This window comes from Pontibacter coccineus, from assembly GCF_030546575.1.
Taxonomy (GTDB): Bacteria; Bacteroidota; Bacteroidia; order Cytophagales; family Hymenobacteraceae; genus Pontibacter; species Pontibacter coccineus.
Genome location: NZ_JAUOTN010000005.1, coordinates 263,013 through 287,331, shown reverse-complemented (window position 1 = coordinate 287,331; position 24,319 = coordinate 263,013). Strand labels below are relative to the sequence as shown.

The window sequence follows — 24,319 nt, the reverse complement described above, 5'->3', positions numbered from 1 at the left end:
ATGGGACAGGCAGCTGGAGGAGAAAACGTGAAAGGCCATACCCTGGCACAGGTGCTAGCGGCAGCCATACGCCAGCAAACGGCCATTGCTGTCTGGCGACTACCTTTGCAAACCGAGGTACAGGCCTGCATATCGTTTGCTCCACAAACAACTTCCGCTATACCTGCGTTAGAGCCTAGTCCGGCGGGTTTCCTTTTCTGCCCCTTTGTGACAGAGGGCGCGCACAAACACATTTTCCTGAAAGCCGACATCACCTACAGTTCCCTGACAAAGCAACTTCGCACAGCTCCTGATGCATCCGCCGCACAGGTCAGTTTGTTTACAGAAGCTTTGACACAAGATGAAAACGGGAAGCCTTATACCTGGCCTATACCTGCCAACCCTGCCCGCCACTCTGACCGGAATGAAGAAAACTTCAAGGCGGCCGCGAGCCTCGCTGTGGATGTCATTCGTGCGGAGGCGATGGAAAAGGTCGTGCTTTCCAGAAGTAGTACGTTCCCTTTGCCTGATGCCTTCAGTCTGCACAAAGCCTTCGAAAAAATGTGTTTGGCCTACCCCAATGCCTTCATATCGCTGGTGGCTATACCTGGCATAGGCACCTGGCTGGGCGCAACCCCTGAGATACTGGTGAGTGTGGACCAGCAACAGTTATTCAAGACTGTGGCACTGGCCGGCACGCAACCTCTTTGCGAAGACGGCTCCACCGCCAATGCTATCTGGCGCCAAAAGGAAATTGAAGAACAAGGCATGGTAGAACGCTATGTGCTGAGCTGTTTCAAAAAGCTGCGTTTGCGCGAGTATACCGAAGTGGGTCCCCGCACCGTGATAGCCGGCAACCTGATGCACCTGCGCACCGACTTTAAAGTAGACCTGAAAGAAGTGGATTTCCCCACGCTCGGCACCGACATGCTGCGCCTGCTGCACCCTACCTCCGCCGTGTGCGGACTCCCCAAGGAACCTTCCTTGCGCTTTATACTGGATCATGAAGGCTACGACCGCAGCTACTACAGCGGTTTTCTAGGTCCCGTGAACAGCGAGGCAGGCACGCACCTGTACGTAAACCTCCGGTGCATGCAGCTATTGCAGCACGAAGCCGTACTATACGCGGGAGCCGGCATCACCGGCGACTCGTCCCCCGAAAAGGAATGGCAGGAAACGCAACATAAACTTCAAACGATGGGGAAAATCCTATCGGATTTTTAAAAATGAGTGAGTTGGTGATTGAGCGAGTTCGTGTGTTTGTGAATTGAAGATTTTTTATTGGTGATTATTTACTTCTAAATGAGTATTGATTACCTGAAATTATACCTAGCATCAGCATGGCACTTAACGGAAGACCTCCCAAACTTGATTAACAATTTAACCATTCAACAATTTAACCATTCACCCAACTCAATCACTCACTATGCTACTAGCGCCTGTTGTCAATATAGCCGAGATATGTGCCCGCAAAGGGGTGGAAAACGTGGTCTTGTCTCCGGGCTCGCGCTGTGCTCCTTTAACCATAGCCTTTGCCCGCCACCCGAAACTGACGGTGCGCACGGTGAGCGACGAACGAGCGGCCGCTTTCATCGCGCTCGGCATGGCGCAGACAACAGGCAAGCCGACGGTACTGATTTGTACTTCTGGCACAGCTGCACTCAACTACGCCCCCGCTGTGGCCGAGGCTTTCTTTCTGCAGGTGCCCCTGCTGGTGCTCACTGCGGACCGTCCGCCGGAGTGGATCGATCAGCTCGACGGGCAGACCATTCGCCAGCAGCAGGTATACGGCAAGCATATCAAACGCAGCTTCGACTTTCCGGTAGCGCTTGAGCACCCCGATGCCGTGTGGCATACGGAACGCATGGTATCGGAAGCGCTGAACGAGGCGGTGGCCTACCCGGCCGGGCCAGTGCACATCAACGTGCCATTGCGCGAGCCCTTCTACCCTGCCGATGGAGAAAACCTGTCATATGACACTCAGGTGAAAGTGATCGAGGAAGACCACAATGCCTTTGAAATTAACCCGATGCAGTCCCTTAAACTGGAGCAGGAAATGCTCTTTTTTAAACGTGTGCTGATCGTTGCGGGTCAGGGGAATCATGATCCAAGGCTTTTGAATGCCCTGCAGAACTTCATGGGCTCAACGGGTGCCGTGGCAGTGGGTGACATTATCAGCAACATGCAGCAACTGCCGGGTGTGGTGCGCCACCAGGATGCGATGCTGGCCTGCCCCGATCCGGAGAAAATGCAGTCCCTGCAACCCGATCTGCTGATCACTTTTGGCAAGTCGGTCATCTCCAAAAGTCTGAAGCTATACCTGCGAAAATACAAACCGAAGGCGCACTGGCACATACAACCGGCCGGACAGGTGGCCGACACGTTTCAGTCACTCACCCGCATCATCCGTTGCACGCCTGCTAGCTTTTTCCGCAGCATGGCCGGCAGCACGCGCGAAGACCCGGGCTACATCGAGTCGTGGGCAGGTACAGAGAGCAAAGCGGGCAAGTTTCTGAAAGACTATACCTCTAGTTCTCCTTACAGTGAGCTGACCGCCATTAGCCGTGTACTGAACAGCCTTCCGCAGCAGAGTAACCTGCACCTGGCCAACAGCATGGCCGTGCGTTACGCCAATATACTGGCGCTGCAACCGGAACAGGACGTGCAGGTACACGCCAACCGCGGTACCAGCGGCATTGATGGCAGCACCAGCACAGCCGTCGGCTGCGCGCTGAGCAGCGAGCGCATCACCACCCTGCTCACCGGCGACATGGCCTTCTTCTACGACCGCAACGGACTCTGGCACAACTACCTGCCGGCTAACTTGCGTATCGTGATCATCAACAACCACGCGGGCGGTATTTTCCGGTTGATCGATGGCCCTAAGCGACAGCCCGAATTGGAGGAATATTTCGAAACCCGCCAGCAACTCGACGCCCGCAATACCGCCAGCGATTTTGGTATGGCTTATACCGCCTGCTCATCGCTGGAGGAACTGGAGCAAGCACTCCCTGACTTTTTTGCTCCCGATACCGGAGCAGGTATACTCGAGATCTTCACCGACAGCAAAGCAAATGCTGTGGAGTTTGCTGCTTATAAGCAGGCACTGCTGAAGGCTTTCTAGGGTATAGGGAGGTATAGCTTGTCTGAATCAGGATTTACAGATTAACAGGATTATCGTACACGATTGACATCCACATGCCCCCAAAGGGCCCTTTTTGGCTCCTGCTTTTTGTTCTGTTATCCTGAAAGGATCTTGGTTGAGGGAGGTCAGGCAGTTATTTTAACCCACCCCGGCCCCTCCTGAGAGGGGAATTTCTGCCCCTGCTTAATTTTCAGGCAAAGCCTTGTAGTTATAGCGGTTCCTGTGATGTACCGGGTCCAACCACCCCTAGCCTCTCAGAGCTCCGCTCGCTACCTTCGAACTCTCGTTCTCAGTAGTCCAAGGCGGGGAATCTTCCGTTACCAATTCACAGGTATAGGAACTGTAGCAAATCACCACTGGCAGGTATAGCAAAACTAACTTGCCCCTCAGCAATGAAACAAATTGCATTAGCCAGGTGCACCTTTGACGATTTTTTGTTTGAGCGGTCAGCGAGTTTAAAAGCATCTTGATTTTTTTGCCTACTTTTTTCTTTATCGAGGGCCCCTACCCCCATCAAGGAAAAAAGTAGCGCCCGCCGCACAGGCGAAACTACAAAGCAAAACACTTTAAGGTATAAAAAGACCTCCGCTATGCCAGTCACAAACTAGCTGTATAGACCAACATAAGCTACGCTGACGCTAAGCCAACGTTATACTTACGATAGCAGTAGCCACATCCCAATCCTACCCCTCCACGAGAGCGAAAACCTTAACCCTAGCATATATCCATTATTTAATCATCCGTTTAACAGCACGAATCGTTTAAATAATTGTATACTAATTTGTTAAACCTAAAACTTTACAGCCATGAACTTAACGCAAGATATGCACCGGATTGAGCATTGGGCTGACACGCACCATCCGGTTTGGGTAGACTTTGTGCGCATGGCGCTGGGTATCTTTTTATTCGTGAAAGGTGTCATGTTTATTCAGGATACGCAAGCACTGCAAAGCATTATGAGCAACAGCCAGTTTCAGTGGGTGTCGTTGGGGATGGCCCATTATGTGGCATTCGTTCACCTGGTGGGCGGACTGCTCATTGCCATGGGCCTGGTGACACGCATCGCCATCCTCTTTCAGATACCGATCCTGCTGGGCGCCGTATTTTTCATTAACCCGCAGCATGGCTTTTACTCTGAGAACACCGAGCTCTGGTCATCTGTCATTGTCCTGATCCTGCTGATCGTCTTTTTGATTCTGGGCTCCGGCCGACTTTCTGTAGATAACCTGATCAGCCGACCAGAAAGGGACATACTTTATTAGTCCTGAGAGGCAAACGCTGAACCAGACCTGCCAATTACGCGCGCTAGCATCAACTACTTTCTCTAACCAAAGAGAAGGGCGCGGGAAGTACGACCGCACGATATGATTTTCCCGAAATGCTCCCGTTCTACTTATTGCAAAGGAAAGCGGGAGCACTTCATTTACTTATACTTGTACTACTACAAAACAGGCCCGCTTAATAACTTCATCCCCAAAATTATACCTGCCCTGGTTTAGGTCTTATACCTGATTGTCGTAATTTTGAGCAAAATTTACGGTGGCTATACCTGCGAATAACGTACCCGTTATAATCTGACGGCGCGCTAATTGCGTATGGTACAAAATACACATACGAGCCGAAGGCTATACCTGCCAGGCTCCGGAAAGTAAAACAAATGAACATGCGGCAAGGCAGTAAACACACTGCTTTTGCTTCAAATACTGAGACACCCCATGACGCAAAGGTTCCTAACCCTAAACGGAAACAAGTTCTTCTACGACGAAATAGCGGCTTATTCTTTCCGCAACAGTGTGCCGCTTAACGGCTACGAAGCAAAGACCCTCGAATTTTGCCGCGACTGGCTCAACGGGGTGCAGGAGTTTCCAATTCACACTTCAGGCTCTACCGGCACGCCAAAACAGATCACGCTCACGCGAAAGCAGATGGAGATCAGTGCCCGCCGCACTATTAAGTTACTTGGCCTGAAAGCAGGTGAGCACATGCTTGTCTGCCTTAATACAGAGTACATCGCCGGTATGATGATGATCGTACGCGGGCTGCTGGCAGATATGCAGATGACCATTGTAGAGCCGGTTGGAAATCCGCTCGCGCTTACCCCGGCTGATGAAGTGTATCATTTCTCTTCTTTTGTGCCGATGCAGCTGCAGACCATTTTGCAAGAGAGCGGGGGGACCATGGAGCGCCTGGACAACATGAAGGCCATTCTGGTGGGGGGCGCCCCGGTGAGTTTTTCGCTGCAGCGTGAAATGCAGCTGCTGCAGGTGCCGCTGTACCATACCTATGGCATGACGGAAACAGCCTCGCACATTGCCCTGCGCCTGCTCAACGGCCCTGACGCGGCTGATTATTACGAAACCCTTGAGGGCGTTACCATCGGTCAGGACAACCGGGGCTGCCTCACGATTACAGGAGACCTCACAGCAAACGAAACCCTGGTAACCAACGATATTGTCGAGATCCTCACCCCTACCCGCTTCCGCTGGATAGGCCGAGCTGACAATACCATCAATACCGGAGGCGTGAAAGTGCAGACGGAAGTAGTGGAAGTGGCCGTCTCAGAAGCTCTTGCGGAGTTGGAGCGGGCACCGCGTTTCTTTGTGGCCTCTCAGCCTGACGAACTGCTGGGTGAAAAAGTGATTCTGGTGCTGGAAGGTAAACAACTCCCTGAAGATGCGGAGCTGCAGGTGATGGATAAAATGCGCAGCCTGCTGCACAAGTTTGAAATGCCGAAAGACGTGTACTACAGTCCCGCTTTTTCTGAGACAGCGACCGGCAAAGTGTCCCGCCTGCGCACCATGCAGAAGCTGGGACTGGAAACTGACTAAAACAGGTAGGGCGCTATCGCGTAGTAGGGTAAAACAAAACACTTTCCTATGCGACCATTCTCCTTTCTTAGTCTCTTCATACTGACCGCACTTGCTCTGCAGGGCTGCAGTGGCGGCCTCTTTTCCTCCAAAGGTCCGGTAACGCTGACCGAAGCCTGGGCCACCGACAACACCCTGCGCTCCCCGGAATCGGTGGTGTTTGACCGGGAGCGCAATGTGCTCTACGTCTCCAACATCAACGAATCCAGCAAAGACCGCAAAGATGGCGACGGCTTTATCTCACGCCTCAGTCCCAATGGGGACATAGAGCAGCTGTACTGGGTTTCAGGACTGAATGATCCTAAGGGTCTGGCGCTGCACAATAACATTCTCTATGTAGCGGACATGGACGAGATCGTTGCCATTGCTACCCAGACCGGTGCTGTGCTAGCCCGCCACAAAGCCGACAAAGCTCAGATGCTCAACGACGTGACCGTAGACGACGCGGGCAATGTATATGTGTCGGATTCCCAACGTGGCGCCATCTACCTGTTCCGAAACGGCCGCGTCAGCCATTGGCTCGACACCAAGCGTGAGCGCCCTAACGGCTTGCTGTATGATAATAATCGTCTGATTGTGGCCTCCTTCAACACAGGCAAAGTCCGCTTCCTGGACATGGAACAAAAAGAATTCACGGACTGGACCGAAAAAATTCCTTCGGCGGACGGCATTGTGCGCACAGGTGCGGACGGGTATATGGTGTCGAACTGGAACGGGGAGATCTACTACGTGAACAATGCAGGCAAGAACTGGAAAGTGCTCGACACAAAAAACAAAAAGATCAACGCAGCAGATATATTCTATTCTGAAGAACAGGGCTTGCTTTACGTCCCCACCTTTTATGACAACCGCGTGATTGCTTACCGGGTGTCATTCTAGAAAAAATGCACGGTTTTTAAAGAAATTTTCTGGTCCCAGTAAAATCTGGCTTAAATTATGTATAGGTCCGGTATACCTAAAGTGCTGAAGATAAAATATGAAGATGAAACAAACGTACTTACTGGCCGGTGCAGTGCTGCTGGCTGGTTTCAACGCCTATGCGCAGGGAAACTCTACACAGCTCCCACCCGTGGAGCAGGATAAATTCAAGGTAGCCAAACCGGACACCTCCACCCGCATGGAAACGCTGTCGGGTATATTTCTGAATCCCACCAAGAAAGGCACTTTTGTGCTGGACTTCAACCAGGTGCTTACTGAAAACGCACGACTGGAAGTGAAAAACAAAGCTGGTAAGATGGTCTACAAAAAGCCTGTCAGCGTAGCCAAGAAAGAAACCGCCTGGCGCTTTGACCTGGGTAAGCTGCGGCCGGACACCTACCAGGTAGAAGTGATCACCCCAGACACGACTTATTGGACGAAGTTTAAGGTCGGTCGATAATTCTTTACGCTCTAACGACTGCGCCCCGCTACAGAATCTGTGGCGGGGCGCAGTCATTTACAATAAAGTGAAAAAATCCTATACCTGACTCCATTGCTGCACCACGTGGTAGAGCAGCGAGGCGCCCAGTTTGGCCGTACGGTTGTCAAGGTCCAGTGCCGGGTTCAGTTCCACCACATCCAGGGTAAGTAGTTTGCCGCTGCTGATGATCTCCTGCAGTAGGATCAGGGCAATTTCAGGGTGTATACCCAGGGCAGCCGGAGCACTTACACCCGGCGCGTAGGCCGCTGCGAATACATCCAGATCGATGCTCACGTATAGCACATCCACCAGCGCCATGAATTGCTGGAGCTTCTCACGGAGCGCCTCGTAGTTGTATACCTGCATGGCGGGCGCGAGCACATAATCAGCGCCATACTCTCCTGCCGTGTTGAAGAGCTTTTGTGTGTTACCGTACTGCTGTATACCTAAGCACAGGTAGTTGAACTCCCGGTTGTCTTTGATCAGATCGTCGGCTATCTGCAGAAAAGGCGTGCCGGAACTGGGTTGCTTTTCGTAAGTGCGCAGGTCGAAGTGGGCGTCGAAGTTGATAATGCCGAGTTGCTTGTCGGCAGGCAGTGCCTGTTTTATACCCAGATAGTGTCCGTAGGCGGTTTCGTGTCCGCCTCCGAGGATGATCGTTTTATAGGTGTTGGTCAAAAGCGCATGTACCTTCTTGCCGAGTTGCTTCTGCGCTTCTTCCAGGTTCTGGTTGGTGCAATACACGTCCCCGGCGTCCAGCAGGGCAATGTCATCCTCTAAGTGCCAGGCAAACGAAGCCATCGCCTGACGCAAGGCTGCCGGTCCCTGCACAGCCCCTTCCCTTCCCTGGTTGCGCCGCACGCCCTCATCACAGCAAAAGCCCAGAAAGGCAATGGCTTGCTCAGTTTCGGCCGGCTGTGCACTGTCAGTCAGATTGAGCAGCTGTATACCCTGGTGCCAACGCTTTCCTTCTTCGCCATCAGCAGCGTCTACTCTGCCTTTCCAGGTGCCGGGTTCTGTGGGTTTATACATGTATTTAAACTGTTGAATTGTTGATGGTTAAATTGTTGATCGGGATTGATTGTAACCCCCCTCCCTCCTCCGGGGAGGCAGGGCCGTTAAGTTCTAGCAAATTCTCCCCTTGAGGGGATAGTTCCCGACAGAACTTTACGGCCCTGCCCCTTCAGAGGGGGACTCCTCCAGTGTAATTCCCCACATGCGAGGGATAGGGGTGTGTTTTCACCTTAAAGCTATACCTCTCATATTGCCTACACCCCACGTTGGTGTCTAATGCGTACTTGGGCACAAACTGATGCTATACCTCTTTCCCCTGCTTCCATACCTTGCCAGGTTTCAATTTGCCTTGCTGGTACAGGATCTCTCTGTAGTTGTCGGTCGGGAAAGCGATCATGTCGGCCAGCTGTCCTTTCTCAATTGTACCCCGATCAGCCAGGTTCAATGCTTTTGCAGCGCGAACTGTAATACCGGCCAGCGTTTCAGCCGTAGTCAGTTTCTCTGCTGCACCCAGCAGCGCGGCTTGCATCAAAAGGTCTCCCATCGGGGCGGAACCCGGATTCCAGTCGGTGGCAATGGCCAGGCAGAGCCCGCCGTCGAGCATTTTGCGGGCCGGGGCATAGTGCATGCCCAGCCCCAGCGACGCACCCGGCAACACGGTGGCCACAACACCGGCTTCTTTCATCAGAGCTATCTCTGATTCACCACTCGCCTCCAGGTGGTCGGCGCTGATTGCTCCGGCTTCGGCTGCAATGCGACTGCCACCGGTGCTGAACTGATCGGCGTGTACCGTAATCTCAAATCCTAGTTCCTTGGCAGCTGACAAATACTCGAAGGAATCTTCTTCATTAAAAGCCGTGTCTTCGATGAAGATATCCACCCGCTTGGCAAGACCCTGCTCCTTTACCTGCGGCAAAAGCTGCGTAACCACTTCCTGCAGGTATAGGCGCGAGTCGGTGTGCTCCGGTGGACGCATGTGGGCTGCCAGACAGGTAGGGACAAGCTCCAGTGCATGGTGATTGTTCACGAGTTGAATCGCCTCCAACATCTTGAGTTCCTCTTCCGTGGTCAGGCCGTAGCCGCTTTTCACTTCGCAAGTGGTCACGCCTTCGGACAGGTGCCGGTCGCAGCGTTTTTTGAGCAGGTCCACCAACTCTACCAGTGTAGCTTCGCGGGTCTTGCGCACGCTGTCGAGTATGCCGCCGCCGCTGCGGGCTATCTCCAGATAAGATTTTCCGGCAACACGCATGGCGTAATCGTTGGCGCGGGAGCCGGCAAAACAAATGTGGGTGTGGGAATCAATCAGGCCTGGCAGGAGCACCGTGGGTTCTTCTATCTTCTGCAAGGTATAGCCTTTGTCCTGGGCGATTTTCAGCAGCTTGTCATAACGCTCGACCAGCACGATAAAACCATCATACACCAGTACCCCGGCATCTTCAAGCACCTCCAATTCTTCATCAGCTATGGCACCGGCCGCTGGCAAACCAGCCATCGTCACCATCTGTTTGAAAGGGCCGATCAGGGTATGGGTATTGTCTTGTTTCATAGTTTTAGTTTATACTATTTATGAATTAAATATACTGCCTAATAGAAAAATTGCCATCTCGACAGAATGGAGAGATCTGAAATATTTTAGGTTTTAGGCTATATCACAGATTTTCCCCGAAATGAGAACCTCAAGCCTCCAATGCTGTCAACTTAAGGGAGTTTTAAAGTTGATTCGGATCTATTTATCCGAAGCTAACTAGAGAGTCCCTACTCCCAATTGTTGCGGGTATCCAGACCCGAGCAAATAGCGAAACTGGGATTGGGAAATCCTCAACAGCCCATTTCAGATTGCTAAATCCGAAAGAGCGATTGCTTTAGTTGACGGCATTGCCCAATCCCCAGTTCGAAATGACAAAAAATACGCCTGCCTTAAAGTAACAGCTATTACAAGTTCAAGCCAAACTTTTCGGCATTGGCCTGCGCGGTTTCGTAACCAGCATCGGCGTGACGGAAGATGCCCATGGCCGGATCGTTGTGCAGCACGCGGCTCAGGCAACGGTCAGCACGCTCGGTACCATCCGCCAGAATCACCATGCCCGCATGCTGGGAATAGCCTATGCCTACGCCGCCACCATGGTGGAACGATACCCAGGTAGCGCCGCCTGCCGTGTTGGACATCAGGTTGAGCAACGGCCAGTCCGATACGGCGTCAGAGCCATCCAGCATACCTTCGGTTTCGCGGTATGGCGAGGCCACAGAACCGCAGTCGAGGTGGTCACGTCCGATCACGATCGGGGCTTTCACTTTGCCTTCACGCACGAGTTGGTTGAACATAAGGCCGGCTTTCTCGCGCTCGCCCATCCCCAGCCAGCAGATGCGGCATGGCAGTCCCTGAAAAGCGACCTTTTCGTTCGCTTCTTCCAGCCACTTGATCATATGCGTATTCTCCGGGAAAAGCTCTTTTAGTGCTTCGTCCGTTACGCGGATATCTTCTGGATCGCCGGAAAGGGCCGCCCAACGGAAAGGTCCTTTGCCTTCGCAAAAAAGCGGACGCATGTACTCCGGCACAAAACCCGGTATGTTAAAGGCATTCGCCTCACCGCCCTGCTGGGCAAACTCGCGGAGGTTGTTGCCATAGTCGAAGGTGCGGCTGCCACGACGCTGCAGCTCCAGCATGAAGCCTACGTGGCGGGCCATGCTCTTGAGGGAGCGGGCTTTATATTCCTGCGGATCACTTTCGCGCAAGGCCTTGGCTTCTTCTAAGGTTAGTCCGTTCGGCACATATCCGTTGATCGGGTCGTGTGCTGATGTCTGGTCTGTGAGTATTTCCGGTGTGATGTTATCCTGGATCAGTTTTTCCAATACATCACCAATATCGCCTACCAGACCAATCGAGATGGCCTCGCCTTTTTCCTTTGCCTCCAGCGCCCAACGCTTGGCCTCTTCGTAGTCGTAGGTCATTTTGTCGATGTAGCGGGTCTCCAGGCGTTTTTTGATGCGCTCCGGGTCCACATCCACACCGAGGAAGGTAGCCCCGGCGATGGTGGCTGCCAATGGCTGCGCGCCGCCCATACCACCGAGTCCGCCCGTCACGAGCAGCTTGTGGCGCAGGTCGTCGTTGAAGTGTATTCTGCCGCAGGCGGCAAAGGTCTCGTAGGTACCCTGCAAAATACCCTGCGTCCCGATGTAGATCCAGCTACCGGCCGTCATCTGGCCGTACATCATCAGGCCACGGGCACGTAGTTCATTGAAATGCTCCCACGTAGCCCAATGCGGCACGAGGTTGGAGTTGGCGATCAGTACACGCGGTGCCTCGGCATGGGTGCGTACCTTGCCTACTGGCTTACCCGATTGCACCAGCAAGCTCTCGTCAAACTCCAGATTGAGCAGCACTTCAATGATCTTCTGGGCATCAGCCACAGTGCGCGCCGCCTGCCCGATGCCACCGTATACAACCAATCGGCTCGGATCCTCGGCCACTTCATCGGTCAGGTTGTTGAGGAACATGCGCAAAGCAGCTTCTGACTGCCAGTTTTTGGCGTTCAGCACGGGGCCGATAGGCGGAATATAGGTCGGATGGTTGGCGTATTTCTGGATAAACTCGCTCACAGAAAGACCAGAGCGTTTCACAGTTTCGGTTGCAGTTGCGTTATTCATAGGGGCTATCGTGGTATAATTCTGTTCAATATTCTTAAAAAAAGAGCAGAAAGGATAGTAAAATCATGCTTAATTTCAGCCCCATACGCATTGTCATATCATTATCTGAACAATAGTCCTTATGTTTCACATTCCCCTCTCCTCCCTCCGCTCCCAGTTTGGCAACATCGACATCTACCTGTTCGACCAGTTACTGAAAGGTCGTATCCAAAAAGGCATGCAATTGCTGGATGCCGGCTGCGGAGCAGGCCGCAACATCGCCTACCTGATGCAGGCCGGCGTCCAGGTATATGGAGCCGATATTTCAGCGGAAGCGATCGAACAAACCAGAAGGTTGGCGTCGGAAATGGCGCCTACACTGCCGGCCAGAAACTTTATAACCGCTGATCTGGATGCGCTGCCATTTGCAGATGAAAAGTTTGATGTGGTCCTCTGCAGCGCCGTGCTACATTTTGCCCGAAGCGAAGAACATTTCAAAGGCATCGTACAGGAACTCTGGCGCGTGCTTAGACCGGGCGGCATGCTATTCGCCCGTTTCAGTACCACCATCGGACTGGAAGATAAACTGCAGCAGGTGGAGAGTCGGTTTTACCGGATGTCGCACGGACCGGTATGGTTTCTGGCAGATAAAAAGCTGGTTGTAACGTTGGAAAAAGAATTGGGCATGATAAGACTGGAGCCGTTAAAGACTGTGTTGGTGGAGCAGGAAAGGACGATGACGACGTGGGTAGTACGGAAGGCTGTCTGAATCTTTATATAGGGCCCCTTCCCCAAGGATTTACAGGATTAGGGGATTTACAGGATTTTCGTGTACGATTGCCATTACCCTGCCTCCTTCTTTGTCGATGGCCCCACCCCCAAGAAGAACTTTTCGCTACTGCTATTCCACCTGTCATCCTGAAAGGATCTTGGCTGAGGGAGGTCAGGCAGTTGTTTTAACCCACCCCGGCCCCTCCCGAGAGGGGAATTTCTGCAGCTACTAATTTGCAGGTATAGACTTTGTAGCAGTAGTTCCTTGTGCACGATTGTCATCCCCCTGCCCCCTTCGAAGGGGGACCTTTCTGCCGCTACTACTTCACAGGTATAAGCTTCGTGGCAACTTTTTATACAGTGCCGGGTCCAACCACCCCTAACCCCTCCTTATCCAAGGCGGGGAATATGCTTCTGCTATTTCGCAGGTATATGCTTCGTGTCATCTGTCACGCACCACTGGTAGGTATAGCAAGAGTAACTTGCCCCTTGCACTATGAAACAAATAGCTGTGCCAGGTGCACCTTATGACGCTCCACTGTTTGAGCGTTCAGCGAGTTTGGAGCGTCTTGACCTTTTTGCTTACTTTTTGTGTCAAGACAAAAAGTGAGTGCCCGCCGCACAGGCGAAGCAATGAAACAAATTAGCTTAAGGTATAGGTAGGCTGAAACGATGCCAGGTATAGGTATACCAGGGCCGGAGGCCACTTGATAGCAAGTCACGAGCGAGGACGCTCGCGCCTTCAGCGCTATACCACAAACAGGCTTAGCAAAAAGAGGGAGAAGCAACCTGCTCTCCCTCTTCTTCAATAAGAACAATACGCTACCTACCTCCCATCACTCAACAAGCCCATTGACTTCACCAGATTGACAAACTCGATCCGATACCCCTCTTCATCTTTCCCACGGGCGTTCTTTGCCAGCTCCAGCACCATCGGAAAGGAAGCAGTGCCTTTGTGCTCGGAGTCGCGGAGCAGCATGCCGCAGGCAGCCACAGCAGCTGAGAAGCGGAAGTTGTCGGAGGTCTGGGCAGCAGGTATCGCCTGGCTACTAACCGTGGTGGTGATCAATCTGCTGGTCTCGCCATCCGGCTCTTTGTAACGCAGTTTCATCGTGAGCATTTCGTCAGTACGTTTGGCTTTGGGGTCGATGCTGGTCTTCTGGTACTTCAATGCATCCACATTACCCGCTTGTGTCTCAGATGAAGTCCCTACCGGCACAATTTCATAAAGTGCAGTAACGCTGTGACCGGATCCCATGTCGCCGGCGTCTTTCTTATCGTCGTTGAATTCTTCATTGGCCAGTGCGCGGTTTTCGTAGCCGATCAGGCGGTAGGCCTTCACTTTGGCGGGATTAAACTCGAGCTGCAGCTTCACATCTTTGGCGATGGTGAAGAGGGTGCCGCCAAACTCGTTCACAAACACTTTCTGCGCTTCCCGGATGTTGTCGATGTAGGCGTAGTTGCCGTTTCCTTTGTTGGCCAGCTGCTCCATGCGGGAGTCTTTCAGGTTGCCGGTGCCGAAACCCAGCACAGTCAGGAACACGCCGGTTTCGCGCTTCTTCTCGATGAGGCGCTGTAATTCGCTGTCGCTGCTCACACCCACGTTAAAGTCACCGTCCGAGGCCAGGATTACCCGGTTGTTGCCATCTTTCACAAAGTTATCTTCGGCTACTTTATAAGCCAGATTGATACCTGCCCCACCTGCCGTAGAACCGCCTGCCTCGAGCTGATCCAAAGCCGCGATGATCTTCTTCTTGTCTTTTCCGGAAGTGGAGGGCAGCACTAAGCCCGCCGCGCCGGCGTACACCACCATCGACACATGGTCCTGCGGACGAAGCTTTTCTACCAGCAGCTTCAAACCGGCTTTCACGAGCGGCAGTTTGTCAGGCGAGAACATCGACCCGGACACGTCGATCAGGAACACCAGATTGGAAGGAGGCAATTGATCGGTCGCAACACGCTTGCCCTGCAGCCCGATGTGCAGGAGCTGGTTGTTTTTGTTCCAAGGGGATACCGACAATTCGGTCGTTACCGAAAACGGCGCATCACCGGTCGGTTGCGGGTAATCGTAGTTGAAGTAGTTGACCATTTCCTCAATGCGAACGGCATCGGCTGGCGGACGCTGGCCCTGGTTCAGGAAGCGGCGCACATTGCTGTAAGAGGCGTTGTCGACGTCAATGGAGAAAGTAGAGAGCGGATTTTTCTGCGCGTCCAGGAAGGCGTTTTCTTTGATAAAATCATAGTTTTCGGTGTTGTGCACCAGCGGAGCGGCATCGGACAGAGGCACGTGAACTGGTGCATAGGTCATGTTTTCTGCCGCATCTCTCCTTGAGAAAACACCTGCCATCTTGCCTGCCAGCGCCCGGGGCATGCTTTGTTCCACCACAACCACTTCATGCAGTGTATGGGTATCCAGTTGCAGTTTCACATCCACTACATTCTGCTTGCCCACCTTCACTTCCTGGGTCTTGTAGCCGATGAACCGGAACACCAGCACGGCATTGTTATCAGGTATGGCCAGGCTATATCTACCGAGCTGGTCAGTAGAGGTACCTTTCGCGGTGCCCTTTATCAGGATGCTCACGCCGGGCAGCGGACTTCCGTCGTTTAGATCGGTAACGGTGCCGGTGATGGTGCGGCTTTGGGCAATTGCAGTCAGCCCAAACAGCAGCAGGGCGACAAGCAGGAAGAGGTTCTTTTTCATGGCTATTATGTTTTGGTTTCCGACATGATGCCACCTCCACAGGCTTTCCATAAAATTTATCAGAATATTTTTCTTTTCTTTAGAAATCAATTCCGGTACATGCTCCCATTCTTCATCAAGCTCTTTACGAACGCCAAGCCGCCTCCCGACGACGCGGAGCTGGTGCGTTTGTACAAAGAGACGGGCGATCTGGAGCATTTGGGAGAATTGTTTCAGCGCCATTCCAAACTCGTATACCTGGTCTGCCAGAAATACCTGCAGGACCCGGAGGAAAGCAAAGACGCCACCATGCAGCTGTTCGAGCATGTGTCGAAAGCACTGCTGTTGCACGAGGTAAGTAACTTCAAGAGCTGGCTGCACGTCACCACCCGAAATTTCTGTTTGATGCAACTCCGGGCCAACAAGCACAAAGGCACGGTACCGCTATCAGATAATGCCCCACCCCTTATGGAAACCGCAGAGCCCCTGCATCCTACTGACGCGGAGGAATTCGAGCAAATAGAACAGGCTTTGCATGCGGCTTTAAAAGAGTTACCACCGCAGCAACGGGAGTGCGTTGAGCTGTTTTACCTGCAACAAAAGAGTTATAAAGAGATCAGCAGCCTGACGGGTTGCGACCTGAACAAAGTGAAAAGCTACATCCAGAACGGAAAGCGAAACCTGAAAATTATCATGGAGAAAAACCATGCAGCCAGATAAGCCACATATACTTTGGGAACGGGGCGACCACCCTTCCGTGGAACTGCTGGAGCAGTACCACGAGGGCACCTTGCCCCCTGCCCTGCACCACCAGTTGGAACGCCATCTGCTGGACTGCGACCTGTGCTCTGATGTGCTAGAAGGCTTGGCTGTGTCGGAAGCTGCCCAAACGGAAAGTCATGTGCAGGAGATCAACCGCCGCATTGCTGCCAAGAGCCGTCGCCAGAAGCGCAAGCCGGTGCCGCTATACCTGACCGACTGGCGTGTTGCGGCTGCCGTAGCCATGGTGCTGCTCTCCACGATTGTGGTTTTCTACTACAACTATCAGCAGGTGCGCGAGAAGCAAGGTATAGCCCAGCAGGAAAGAGCGATACAGGAAGCGATGGACCTGAGCGAAAAACCCAGCCCTGCTATACCTGAAACTATAGCCGATGCCGCGCCTGATACGGTGCGTCCTAATCAGATTGCGGCTGTCACAAAACCAGTTCCACTCCATCGTCCTCGTACACGTAAAGCACCAGTTTCTGCAGACGAAGGTTTTGTATTTCCTGATTATCCAGCTGCCCCAAATAACGAACTCGAGGAGCAGGTAAACCATACAAACACCGAAAGTATCGTCACTACTATACCTGAAAAGCCACCCGTCACAGAACAAGCCGGGAAGCTCGCCGAAGTGACGGTGCCCGCCGCTCCTCAACGCAACACGTTCCAGCCGGAAAGCACTTCTGTCGCGAAAGCACTCCACAGCCGGGTGGCTGGCGTGCAGGTGCAGCGAAGCAAGCAACTCGGTCCAAATCAGGTGCAGGGTAAAGTGGTGGATCAGGATGGCACGCCGCTGCCCGGCGTTTCCGTAGTGGTGAAAGGTACCACCCATGGCGTCGCGACGGATACGCAGGGTAACTTTGTACTGACACTGCCGGATGAAAAAGCAACCCTTGCCTTCCGGTTTATCGGCTACCAAACCAGAGAAAAAGGAGTGGATGTCAACTCAGGGCCCATTGTTATGGACATGGAGGTAGACAACCGTTCCCTGAGCGAAGTGGTTGTAACACGTCAATATACTCCTAACCCTGCCCCTGTTGTGGCGGCAAAACCGGCTGCGGGTCATAAAGCCTACCGGCAGTACCTGGCAGATAATCTGCGCTATACCCCGGAAATGCCAAAAGGCCGTGTCGTCATACGCGCGACTGTCTCGACAAGCGGTGCAGTGGAGAATCTGGAAGTAGTCCGGGGCCTTTGTGGGCCTTGCGACGATGAAGCCATGCGCCTCGTGGCACAGGGACCGAAATGGCAACCGGCTACCCAGGATGGCCATAAAGTTGAGCAGCAAGTAAGGATCGTCGTGCGCTTCAGACCTGAAAAAGCAAACTAGATGGAGGATTTTGTGAAATCAGAATGGGATACGCTGTGCCTCAGGTATAGCTCAGACGGGGAGCTGATTCAGCAATTGTGGCACGAACTTGAAAAGGCTTATACCGCCAGGAACAGGCACTATCATAACCTCGATCACATCGCTTACATGCTGGAACTGGCAGACAGGTATAAAGTTGAAAGTACAGAGTTCGACTTGCTGCTTTTCGCTATTTTCTATCACGACATCGTGTACAAATCATCCCACTCTGACAACGAAGAGCAGAGCGCCGTCATGGCAGAAGCGCGTCTGCGCAGGCTTGGTATACCTGAGAGTGATATTTCGATGGTGAAAGAGATGATCATCGCGACCAAGGCGCATCAAGAACACACAAATGGCCTGATTAACCTGTTACTCGACTTAGATCTTGCCATACTCGGAGCAGACAAAGAACGCTATGACAGGTATAGCCTGGGGGTGCGTAAAGAATACAGCATTTATCCGGAACTGATCTATAAACCCGGCAGGCGCAAGGTGCTGCAACATTTCCTTTCTCAAGATCAGATCTATAAGACCCCGGCTTTTCAGAAGGAGTTTGAAGAGAATGCCGAAGCGAATCTGCAACGTGAGTTAGAACGATACAATAACTAAAAAAGGCTCTCCTAAAAATAGGAGAGCCTTTTTTTATGGCGCGAGTGTCCTCGCTCGTGTCTACTATGGTGGGGCCTCCGGCCGCTACTTATTCTGACCGGGCCAGAGGCCCCTTGCTAGCAAGTCACGAGCGAGGGCGCTCGCGCCATTTCTAAAACTATAATTTATAAACTCGCCATATCAATCACAAACCTGTACTTCACATCACTGCGAAGCATCCGTTCGTAGGCTTCGTTGATGTCTTTCATTTTGATCAGTTCTATGTCGGACATAATGTTGTGCTCGGCGCAGAAGTCTAGCATTTCCTGTGTCTCCGGTATGCCGCCAATCATGGAGCCAACCAGCCGTTTGCGGCGAGCGATCAGACTGAAGCCGGCTACCGTCGAAGGTTCTGGCGGCGCTCCCAAAAGGATCATGGTACCATCGCGCTTCAGCATCGACAGGTATAGATTGTAGTCATGCGGGGCCGACACAGTATCGATGATGAAATCGAAGGAATTGCGCAACTGCTTAAGGGTGGCCTCGTCTTTTGTCACGGCAAAATTGTGTGCGCCCAGGTCCAGGGCATCCTGTTTTTTGTTGGGCGAGGTACTCAGCACTGTCACATCAGCGCCTTTGGCAGCAGCAATCTTCACGGCCATGTGGCCCAGTCCACCGAGACCCACAATGCCGACGCGGTGCCCTTTGCCGATCTTCCACTCCATGATGGGCGAATAGGTAGTGATGCCGGCGCAAAGAAGCGGCGCTGTACGTGCCAGGTCCAGATTCTCCGGCACTTTCAGGGTATAGTTCTCGTCCACCACAATCTGACTGGAGTAGCCGCCGTAGGTGATGGTTTTGCCGTCGCGCTCCAGGCTGTTGTAGGTGCCCACGTTCTGTACTTCGCAGTACTGCTCCAGCCCCTCCTTACAACTATCGCAGGTACGGCAGGAGTCGACAAAGCAGCCCACCCCGGCCAGGTCGCCTTCTTTAAATTTCTTCACGGCAGATCCCACTTTTGTCACCACACCCACAATTTCATGGCCGGGCACAAGCGGGTACATGGCGCCGCCCCACTCGTCGCGCACCTGGTGCAGGTCGGAGTGGCACACACCACAGAATTTGATATCGATCAGTACGTCATGCTCCCCTACTTCACGGCGCTCCAGGCTAAATGGCCCGAGCGGACTGGTAGGGTCGAATGCCGCATATGCTTTTGCTTGAATCATAGTTCTTTTTGGTTTAGAGTTTAGAGTTATAAGTTGAAAGGGCTGTCGGGCTGTCAACAAAGTAGAGCTTAGGTATAGGTATACTTGACAGGTATAGCTTTCCCGAACTTCACAGCAGCAGAGGAACCTAAAACCGAAGGGTCATCGTCAACAATTCCGAAGACATCTTATATCTTACAAACGACTCAGGAAAAAGTTTGCCGGCACGCCTTTCGCATCGGGTTTTATAGCAAAAACACCTCCGCTTAGCGGGTATTGATGCAGCTGGTCTTTGTCCAGTCCGTCACGGGCGGTCGTGATGTAGAGGGTGTCCAGGCGCTCTCCGCCAAAGGCGCAGGAGGTGGTATGCGGGGCGGGTACCGTCACTTTCAGCAGCATCTCGCCAGTTTCCGGGTCCCAGCAGCCGACGCCACCGCCACCGTAGAGCGCGATCCACAGCCGCCCTTTTTCATCGATGGTCATCCCGTCGGGTTTTCCCTCGTGTTCAGGTATAGCGATCACGTCCCGCTCCCTTCGGAGGGTGCCAGCCTCGTGGTCGTAGGCAAAGGCCTGCACCTTTCGGGTAGGCGTGTCTATGAAATACATGCACTGCTTGTCGGCAGTCCAGACCAGGCCGTTGGAAACGCTCAGATTGTCCAGTACCTGCGTCATCTGCCCGTTGTGCTCCATGCGGTAGAGTGCTGCCGCTCCTTCCTGGGAGTCGAGGGCCATGGAACCGACCCAAAACCTGCCGGCCGGGTCACATTTCCCGTCGTTGAACCGGATATCATCCCGATCAAGCGGATTGGTTACAAATGTAAGCTCACCTGTTTCGGTGTTAATGAAATGCACGCCATTCTGCAAGGCAACCAAGGCTCCGCCATTCACCACGGGCACCACCGTGCCTATCCGCTCGCCAACCGGCCATGCGGTGTCTTCGTCGGTGGTAGGGTCGAACAAGTGCAGCTCACGGCCTTCTATATCCACCCAGTAAAGGCGTCTCTCGGACGGATGCCAGATCGCGCCCTCGCCTAGCGTCGCCTTCGCGTCGAGCACCAGTTCTGCTTCCAGTTCACTGTAATTTTTGGCTTTGCTCATGGCGTGTCGGTTTGCTAAGGTATAAGTATAAAAAAAGCTGTCCCTATACCTGTACGGGTATAGGGACAGCTTTAGCGAAAGTTATTATTTGCGGAGTGAGAGAATGTAGCGCGCCATTTCCTTAGCATCGCCTTCACTCAGGTTCGGGTGCGCAGACATGGGGATCTGTCCCCATACACCGGCTCCACCCTTGATGATCTTGCCTGCCAGGTAGGTAACGTTCTTGTCATTGGCCTCATATTTCTGTGCTACTTCTTCATACGAAGGACCCACTACTTTCTGGTCTACTTTGTGGCAGGCCAGGCAGTCCGATCCTGCGATCAGTTTCTCGCCTTTCGCATATTGTCCGGCAAGTGCCTCTTTTTGCTGGTCAGCAGCCTCGGTAGTTCCCGGTCCTGTTGGTGTGCCGGCCGGAGTTGTCTGTACATTCTCAGTGGCAGCGTTATCGGGTGGCGTTGTGGCCGGACGCGGCGGTTGCGGACGTGAGGCTACGGCTGTGGTGTCAGGCTGATAATCGCTGTCGTAGTAGCGTTCATACTCTGATTTCTGTTCATTGCCGCAGGCGGACAGAAGCGCGAAAGCCGAAATGGCCATCAGAATCTTTTTCATAGGGATAATTATTTGGTTGTTCTGGTTTTTACTCAAAGAGCACTTAGAGAATATGTACTGACCTGCGCTCTTAAAGTTTTATGTTTCAGATCAGGTTATCGTTTGATGCAATTTACACTATATTTCCGGGATCCTATGCCCGAAATGTTTAACTTAAGCCTGCATACACGACATCACCCTATACCTGATTCTATGACATTGACCTGTAAAAAACTATTTCTCTTCCTGCTGCTCCCGCTCTTAGCGCTGGGCAGTGCCGCCGCTCAATCACTGCCCAGTATTGCCTCCAAAACGGCAGGCATGAAGAAATTCAACGGCTTTTTCCCCTTTTACTGGGATGAGCAAAGCGGCAAAATCTGGCTCGAGATCGACAAGCTTGACCACGATTTCCTGTATGTGAACTCACTGCCGGGCGGCCTCGGCTCCAACGACATCGGGCTCGACCGCGGGCAGCTGGGCGGCCAGCGCATTGCATCCTTCAAAAAAGTGGGACCCAAAATACTGCTCGTGCAGCCGAACCTGCGCTACCGAGCTATCACAGACAACCAAAACGAAGCCCGCGCGGTGGAAGAGTCTTTTGCGCAATCGGTTTTATGGGGTTTTAAGGTGGAAGCCGTGGATGGAAAGCGGGTGCTCGTAGACGCCACTGACTTTTTGCTGCAGGATGCCCATGACGCCATCGGCAGCATCAAGCGGGCGGGCCAGGGCACTTACCGTCTCGACGCCAGCCGCTCGGCGCTATACCTTTCGCGCACCAAAAACTTCCCCAAAAACACCGAATTCGAATCCACCCTCACCTTTACCAGCGACAATGGTGGCTTTATCGTACGCAGTGTGGCCCCCAACCCGCAGGCCGTTACGCTGCGCCAACACCATTCGTTCATCGAGCTGCCGGACAATAACTATATCCCACGCGAGGCCGATCCGCGAGCCGGTTACTTTGGCATTTCCTACTTCGACTATGCCACGCCAGTAAATGAGAACATTGAAAAGCGCTACATTGCCCGCCACCGCCTGCAGAAGAAAAACCCTTCGGCCAAGGTATCGGAAGCGGTAAAGCCGATCGTGTACTACGTGGACAACGGGGCCCCGGAGCCGATCCGGTCAGCCCTGCTGGACGGCGCGCGCTGGTGGAACCAGGCTTTCGAGGCGGCTGGCTACAAGGATGCCTTCCGGGTGGAGGTGTTGCCTGACACAGCCGACCCGATGGATGTGCGCTACAACATGATTCAGTGGGTGCACCGCAGTACGCGTGGCTGGTCTTACGGCGCCTCGGTCATAGATCCGCGCACGGGTGAAATCATCAAAGGGCACGTATCGCTGGGATCTTTGCGCGTGCGGCAAGACTTCCTGATCGCGGAGGGACTGCTGGCGCCTTATGAGGACGGCAAACCTGAAAACAAGGCCATGATGGACATGGCGCTGGCCCGCATCCGGCAGTTATCGGCACACGAACTTGGCCATACCTTGGGCATCATGCACAACTACGACGCCAATAACAATGCCTCCGTGATGGACTACCCCCACCCGCAGGTGCAGCTGGACAGAGCCGGCAACATCGACATCAGCAAGGCCTACGGCACCAGCATTGGCGAGTGGGACAAACTGGCCGTGGCCTACGGCTACCAGGATTTCCCGAAAGGCACCGACGAACCGAAAGCGCTGGATGAACTGTTGGCTCAGGGCCGTACCCAAAGCCTGACATTTATCTCTGACACAGATGCCCGCGCTCCCGGTGGTGCTCACCCCACCGCCCACCTTTGGGACAATGGCGCGAATGCAACAGACGAGCTGTTGCGTGTGCTAGAGGTCCGTAAAAAAGCACTGCAGAATTTCTCTGAGAAGAACATAAAACCCAACGCGCCGATGAGCACGCTGGAGGACGTGCTGGTGCCGGTCTACAACTTCCACCGCTACCAGACCGAGGCGGCAGCCAAGCTGATCGGTGGCATGCGCTATACTTACGCCCTGCGCGGCGACAAGCAACTGGTAACCGAGGTGCTTGACAAAAGAGAGCAGCAGAAAGCCCTCGACGCCCTGCTCCGAACCATTTCACCGGAGGTGCTGACCCTACCCGAGCACATTATTCCCCTGATACCACCCCGTGCGCCGGGCCTGGGCAACAACCGGGAGCTGTTCGCTAAAAGAACCGGCCTCACCTTCGATCCGCTGGCGGCGGCGCAGGCATCTGCTGACTTCTCGCTATCTTTCCTACTGCATCCGGAGCGTGCCTCACGCCTGGTTGAGTTTGGCGCCCGTCACAACACGCTCAGCCTGCAGGATGTCACCAGCCACCTGATCGAGCAGACCTGGAAAAGCAGACGCCAGGACGGACTGGCCGGTCAGGTGCAACTGCAAACCGAGCAAGTGGTACTAACCCACCTGATGGCCCTCGCGCAGGACGAAAGCGCCTCGTACCAGGCACGCGCCCTAGCCACCAGCGCGCTGGCCGACATCAAGCAACATGCCACCAGCCAGGCCAAACGCACCCGCGATGCCGGCTACAAAGCCCATCTGGATTTCGCGCTGGCCCGTATGGAAAAACCAGAGGAAGTAAAACCAACCAAAGTGTTGGACCTGCCCCCTGGTGCACCAATTGGAAGTGGAGAGTCTATCGGATGTGAGTAGGTAGCAAAGAACAGGTATACAAAGACCACCCTTCCGTTATGGAGGGGTGGTCTATTTTTTATAGGGACCTTAAGAGAAGATCAGTGTGCTGCCTGTTACAACCCACCCGGATTCAGCTGTTTTACCACACTTCACGATATTTTTAAATACATGGTAAGCAGCATACTTTCTTAACTCTTGCCTTCTCTTTTAATCCAAGCAACTGCTTTCGAGCTTAGCCTAGACCCACACAACATTTAACTGATTGGTACTCAACAACCAACACCACTCAACAGCCTGTACTAAGCCGTGTCTGCCACTTTAAGGAGCTCTAGCGGAAGTACAATTGACCGACTTTATACCTAGATAGTATATTTTTAATTTACAACGCGTTTAATCCCATATTCTCTTATCCCTGCAGGCAATTATATGGAATCCAAATTATAATTATTCCTTTACATTTTGTATCTTTGTAAAACAGGCATTCTGACATATAGAGATATGAATATTTCAGAAGGGCGCTTTGTTAGTATAGTTCAGGCCAACCGGCTTCTTTTGTAAGGCATCATTCAAAAGCCTCTCTTTTTATACTTCCTGCACCCCTTTCTGTTTTT

At 53.0% G+C, this 24,319-nt stretch carries 18 protein-coding genes; 11 read left to right on the top strand and 7 right to left on the bottom strand.

What is annotated here, in order from left to right; genetic code table 11:
• From Q4E40_RS13920 to Q4E40_RS13895, 6 genes are all read left to right on the top strand, one after another.
• On the top strand, positions 1-1,203 hold the full coding sequence (locus Q4E40_RS13920) for an isochorismate synthase (protein WP_303412978.1): 1,203 nt from the start codon (positions 1-3) through the stop codon (positions 1,201-1,203).
• A gap of 202 nt (positions 1,204-1,405) precedes the next feature.
• On the top strand, positions 1,406-3,103 hold the full coding sequence (gene menD, locus Q4E40_RS13915; RefSeq protein WP_303412976.1) for a 2-succinyl-5-enolpyruvyl-6-hydroxy-3-cyclohexene-1-carboxylic-acid synthase: 1,698 nt from the start codon (positions 1,406-1,408) through the stop codon (positions 3,101-3,103).
• An 827-nt stretch (positions 3,104-3,930) separates the two neighbouring features.
• Positions 3,931-4,386 carry a DoxX family protein gene (locus Q4E40_RS13910; protein ID WP_303412975.1) on the top strand — a complete coding sequence of 152 codons (456 nt, stop codon included), beginning with the start codon at positions 3,931-3,933 and terminating at the stop codon, positions 4,384-4,386.
• A gap of 453 nt (positions 4,387-4,839) precedes the next feature.
• On the top strand, positions 4,840-5,952 hold the full coding sequence (locus tag Q4E40_RS13905) for an AMP-binding protein (RefSeq protein WP_303412974.1): 1,113 nt from the start codon (positions 4,840-4,842) through the stop codon (positions 5,950-5,952).
• 48 nt (positions 5,953-6,000) lie between these two features.
• Positions 6,001-6,870 carry an SMP-30/gluconolactonase/LRE family protein gene (locus tag Q4E40_RS13900; RefSeq protein ID WP_303412973.1) on the top strand — a complete coding sequence of 290 codons (870 nt, stop codon included), beginning with the start codon at positions 6,001-6,003 and terminating at the stop codon, positions 6,868-6,870.
• Between the two features lie 103 nt (positions 6,871-6,973).
• Positions 6,974-7,369: a hypothetical protein gene (locus tag Q4E40_RS13895; protein ID WP_303412972.1), complete on the top strand. Its 396-nt coding sequence runs from the start codon at positions 6,974-6,976 to the stop codon at positions 7,367-7,369.
• 78 nt (positions 7,370-7,447) lie between these two features.
• Here the strand turns inward: Q4E40_RS13895 and hutG are convergent, their stop codons facing one another.
• From hutG to hutU, 3 genes are all read right to left on the bottom strand, one after another.
• Positions 7,448-8,422: a formimidoylglutamase gene (gene hutG, locus Q4E40_RS13890; RefSeq protein WP_303412971.1), complete on the bottom strand. Its 975-nt coding sequence runs from the start codon at positions 8,420-8,422 to the stop codon at positions 7,448-7,450.
• Positions 8,423-8,705: 283 nt separating this feature from the next.
• A complete protein-coding gene (hutI, locus tag Q4E40_RS13885) occupies positions 8,706-9,950 on the bottom strand; it encodes an imidazolonepropionase (RefSeq protein ID WP_303412969.1) in 1,245 nt (414 codons plus the stop codon).
• Between the two features lie 386 nt (positions 9,951-10,336).
• The gene (gene hutU, locus Q4E40_RS13880) at positions 10,337-12,049 is read right to left on the bottom strand and encodes a urocanate hydratase (RefSeq protein WP_303412967.1); all 1,713 of its coding nucleotides are present in this window, start codon (positions 12,047-12,049) and stop codon (positions 10,337-10,339) included.
• 121 nt (positions 12,050-12,170) lie between these two features.
• On the opposite strand from hutU, the gene Q4E40_RS13875 reads away from it, so the two are divergent.
• Positions 12,171-12,797 (top strand): class I SAM-dependent methyltransferase, encoded by a 627-nt coding sequence (locus tag Q4E40_RS13875; protein ID WP_303412966.1) that lies wholly within the window; start codon positions 12,171-12,173, stop codon positions 12,795-12,797.
• Between the two features lie 828 nt (positions 12,798-13,625).
• On the opposite strand, the gene Q4E40_RS13870 is transcribed toward Q4E40_RS13875, so the two are convergent.
• Positions 13,626-15,503 carry a vWA domain-containing protein gene (locus Q4E40_RS13870; protein ID WP_303412964.1) on the bottom strand — a complete coding sequence of 626 codons (1,878 nt, stop codon included), beginning with the start codon at positions 15,501-15,503 and terminating at the stop codon, positions 13,626-13,628.
• A gap of 99 nt (positions 15,504-15,602) precedes the next feature.
• Between Q4E40_RS13870 and Q4E40_RS13865 the strand changes: the two genes are divergently transcribed.
• The 3 genes from Q4E40_RS13865 to Q4E40_RS13855 are packed head-to-tail and all read left to right on the top strand — an operon-like array spanning position 15,603 to position 18,204.
• A complete protein-coding gene (locus tag Q4E40_RS13865; RefSeq protein ID WP_303412963.1) occupies positions 15,603-16,202 on the top strand; it encodes an RNA polymerase sigma factor in 600 nt (199 codons plus the stop codon).
• Positions 16,189-17,574, top strand: coding sequence for a carboxypeptidase-like regulatory domain-containing protein (locus Q4E40_RS13860; protein WP_303412962.1), 1,386 nt, complete (start codon positions 16,189-16,191; stop codon positions 17,572-17,574). Before Q4E40_RS13865 ends, Q4E40_RS13860 begins: the two co-directional genes overlap by 14 nt.
• Positions 17,575-18,204: an HD domain-containing protein gene (locus Q4E40_RS13855; RefSeq protein ID WP_303412961.1), complete on the top strand. Its 630-nt coding sequence runs from the start codon at positions 17,575-17,577 to the stop codon at positions 18,202-18,204.
• 164 nt (positions 18,205-18,368) lie between these two features.
• Here Q4E40_RS13855 and Q4E40_RS13850 read toward each other — a convergent pair whose 3' ends face one another.
• From Q4E40_RS13850 to Q4E40_RS13840, 3 genes are all read right to left on the bottom strand, one after another.
• Positions 18,369-19,412, bottom strand: coding sequence for an NAD(P)-dependent alcohol dehydrogenase (locus Q4E40_RS13850; protein ID WP_303412960.1), 1,044 nt, complete (start codon positions 19,410-19,412; stop codon positions 18,369-18,371).
• 174 nt (positions 19,413-19,586) lie between these two features.
• A complete protein-coding gene (locus Q4E40_RS13845) occupies positions 19,587-20,489 on the bottom strand; it encodes an SMP-30/gluconolactonase/LRE family protein (protein ID WP_303412959.1) in 903 nt (300 codons plus the stop codon).
• An 84-nt stretch (positions 20,490-20,573) separates the two neighbouring features.
• Positions 20,574-21,098, bottom strand: coding sequence for a c-type cytochrome (locus tag Q4E40_RS13840; RefSeq protein ID WP_303412957.1), 525 nt, complete (start codon positions 21,096-21,098; stop codon positions 20,574-20,576).
• 192 nt (positions 21,099-21,290) lie between these two features.
• Here Q4E40_RS13840 and Q4E40_RS13835 point away from each other — a divergent pair, with 192 nt between their 5' ends.
• Positions 21,291-23,726, top strand: a complete 2,436-nt coding sequence (locus tag Q4E40_RS13835) for a zinc-dependent metalloprotease (protein ID WP_303412956.1) — start codon at positions 21,291-21,293, stop codon at positions 23,724-23,726.
• Positions 23,727-24,319: the final 593 nt, after the last annotated feature.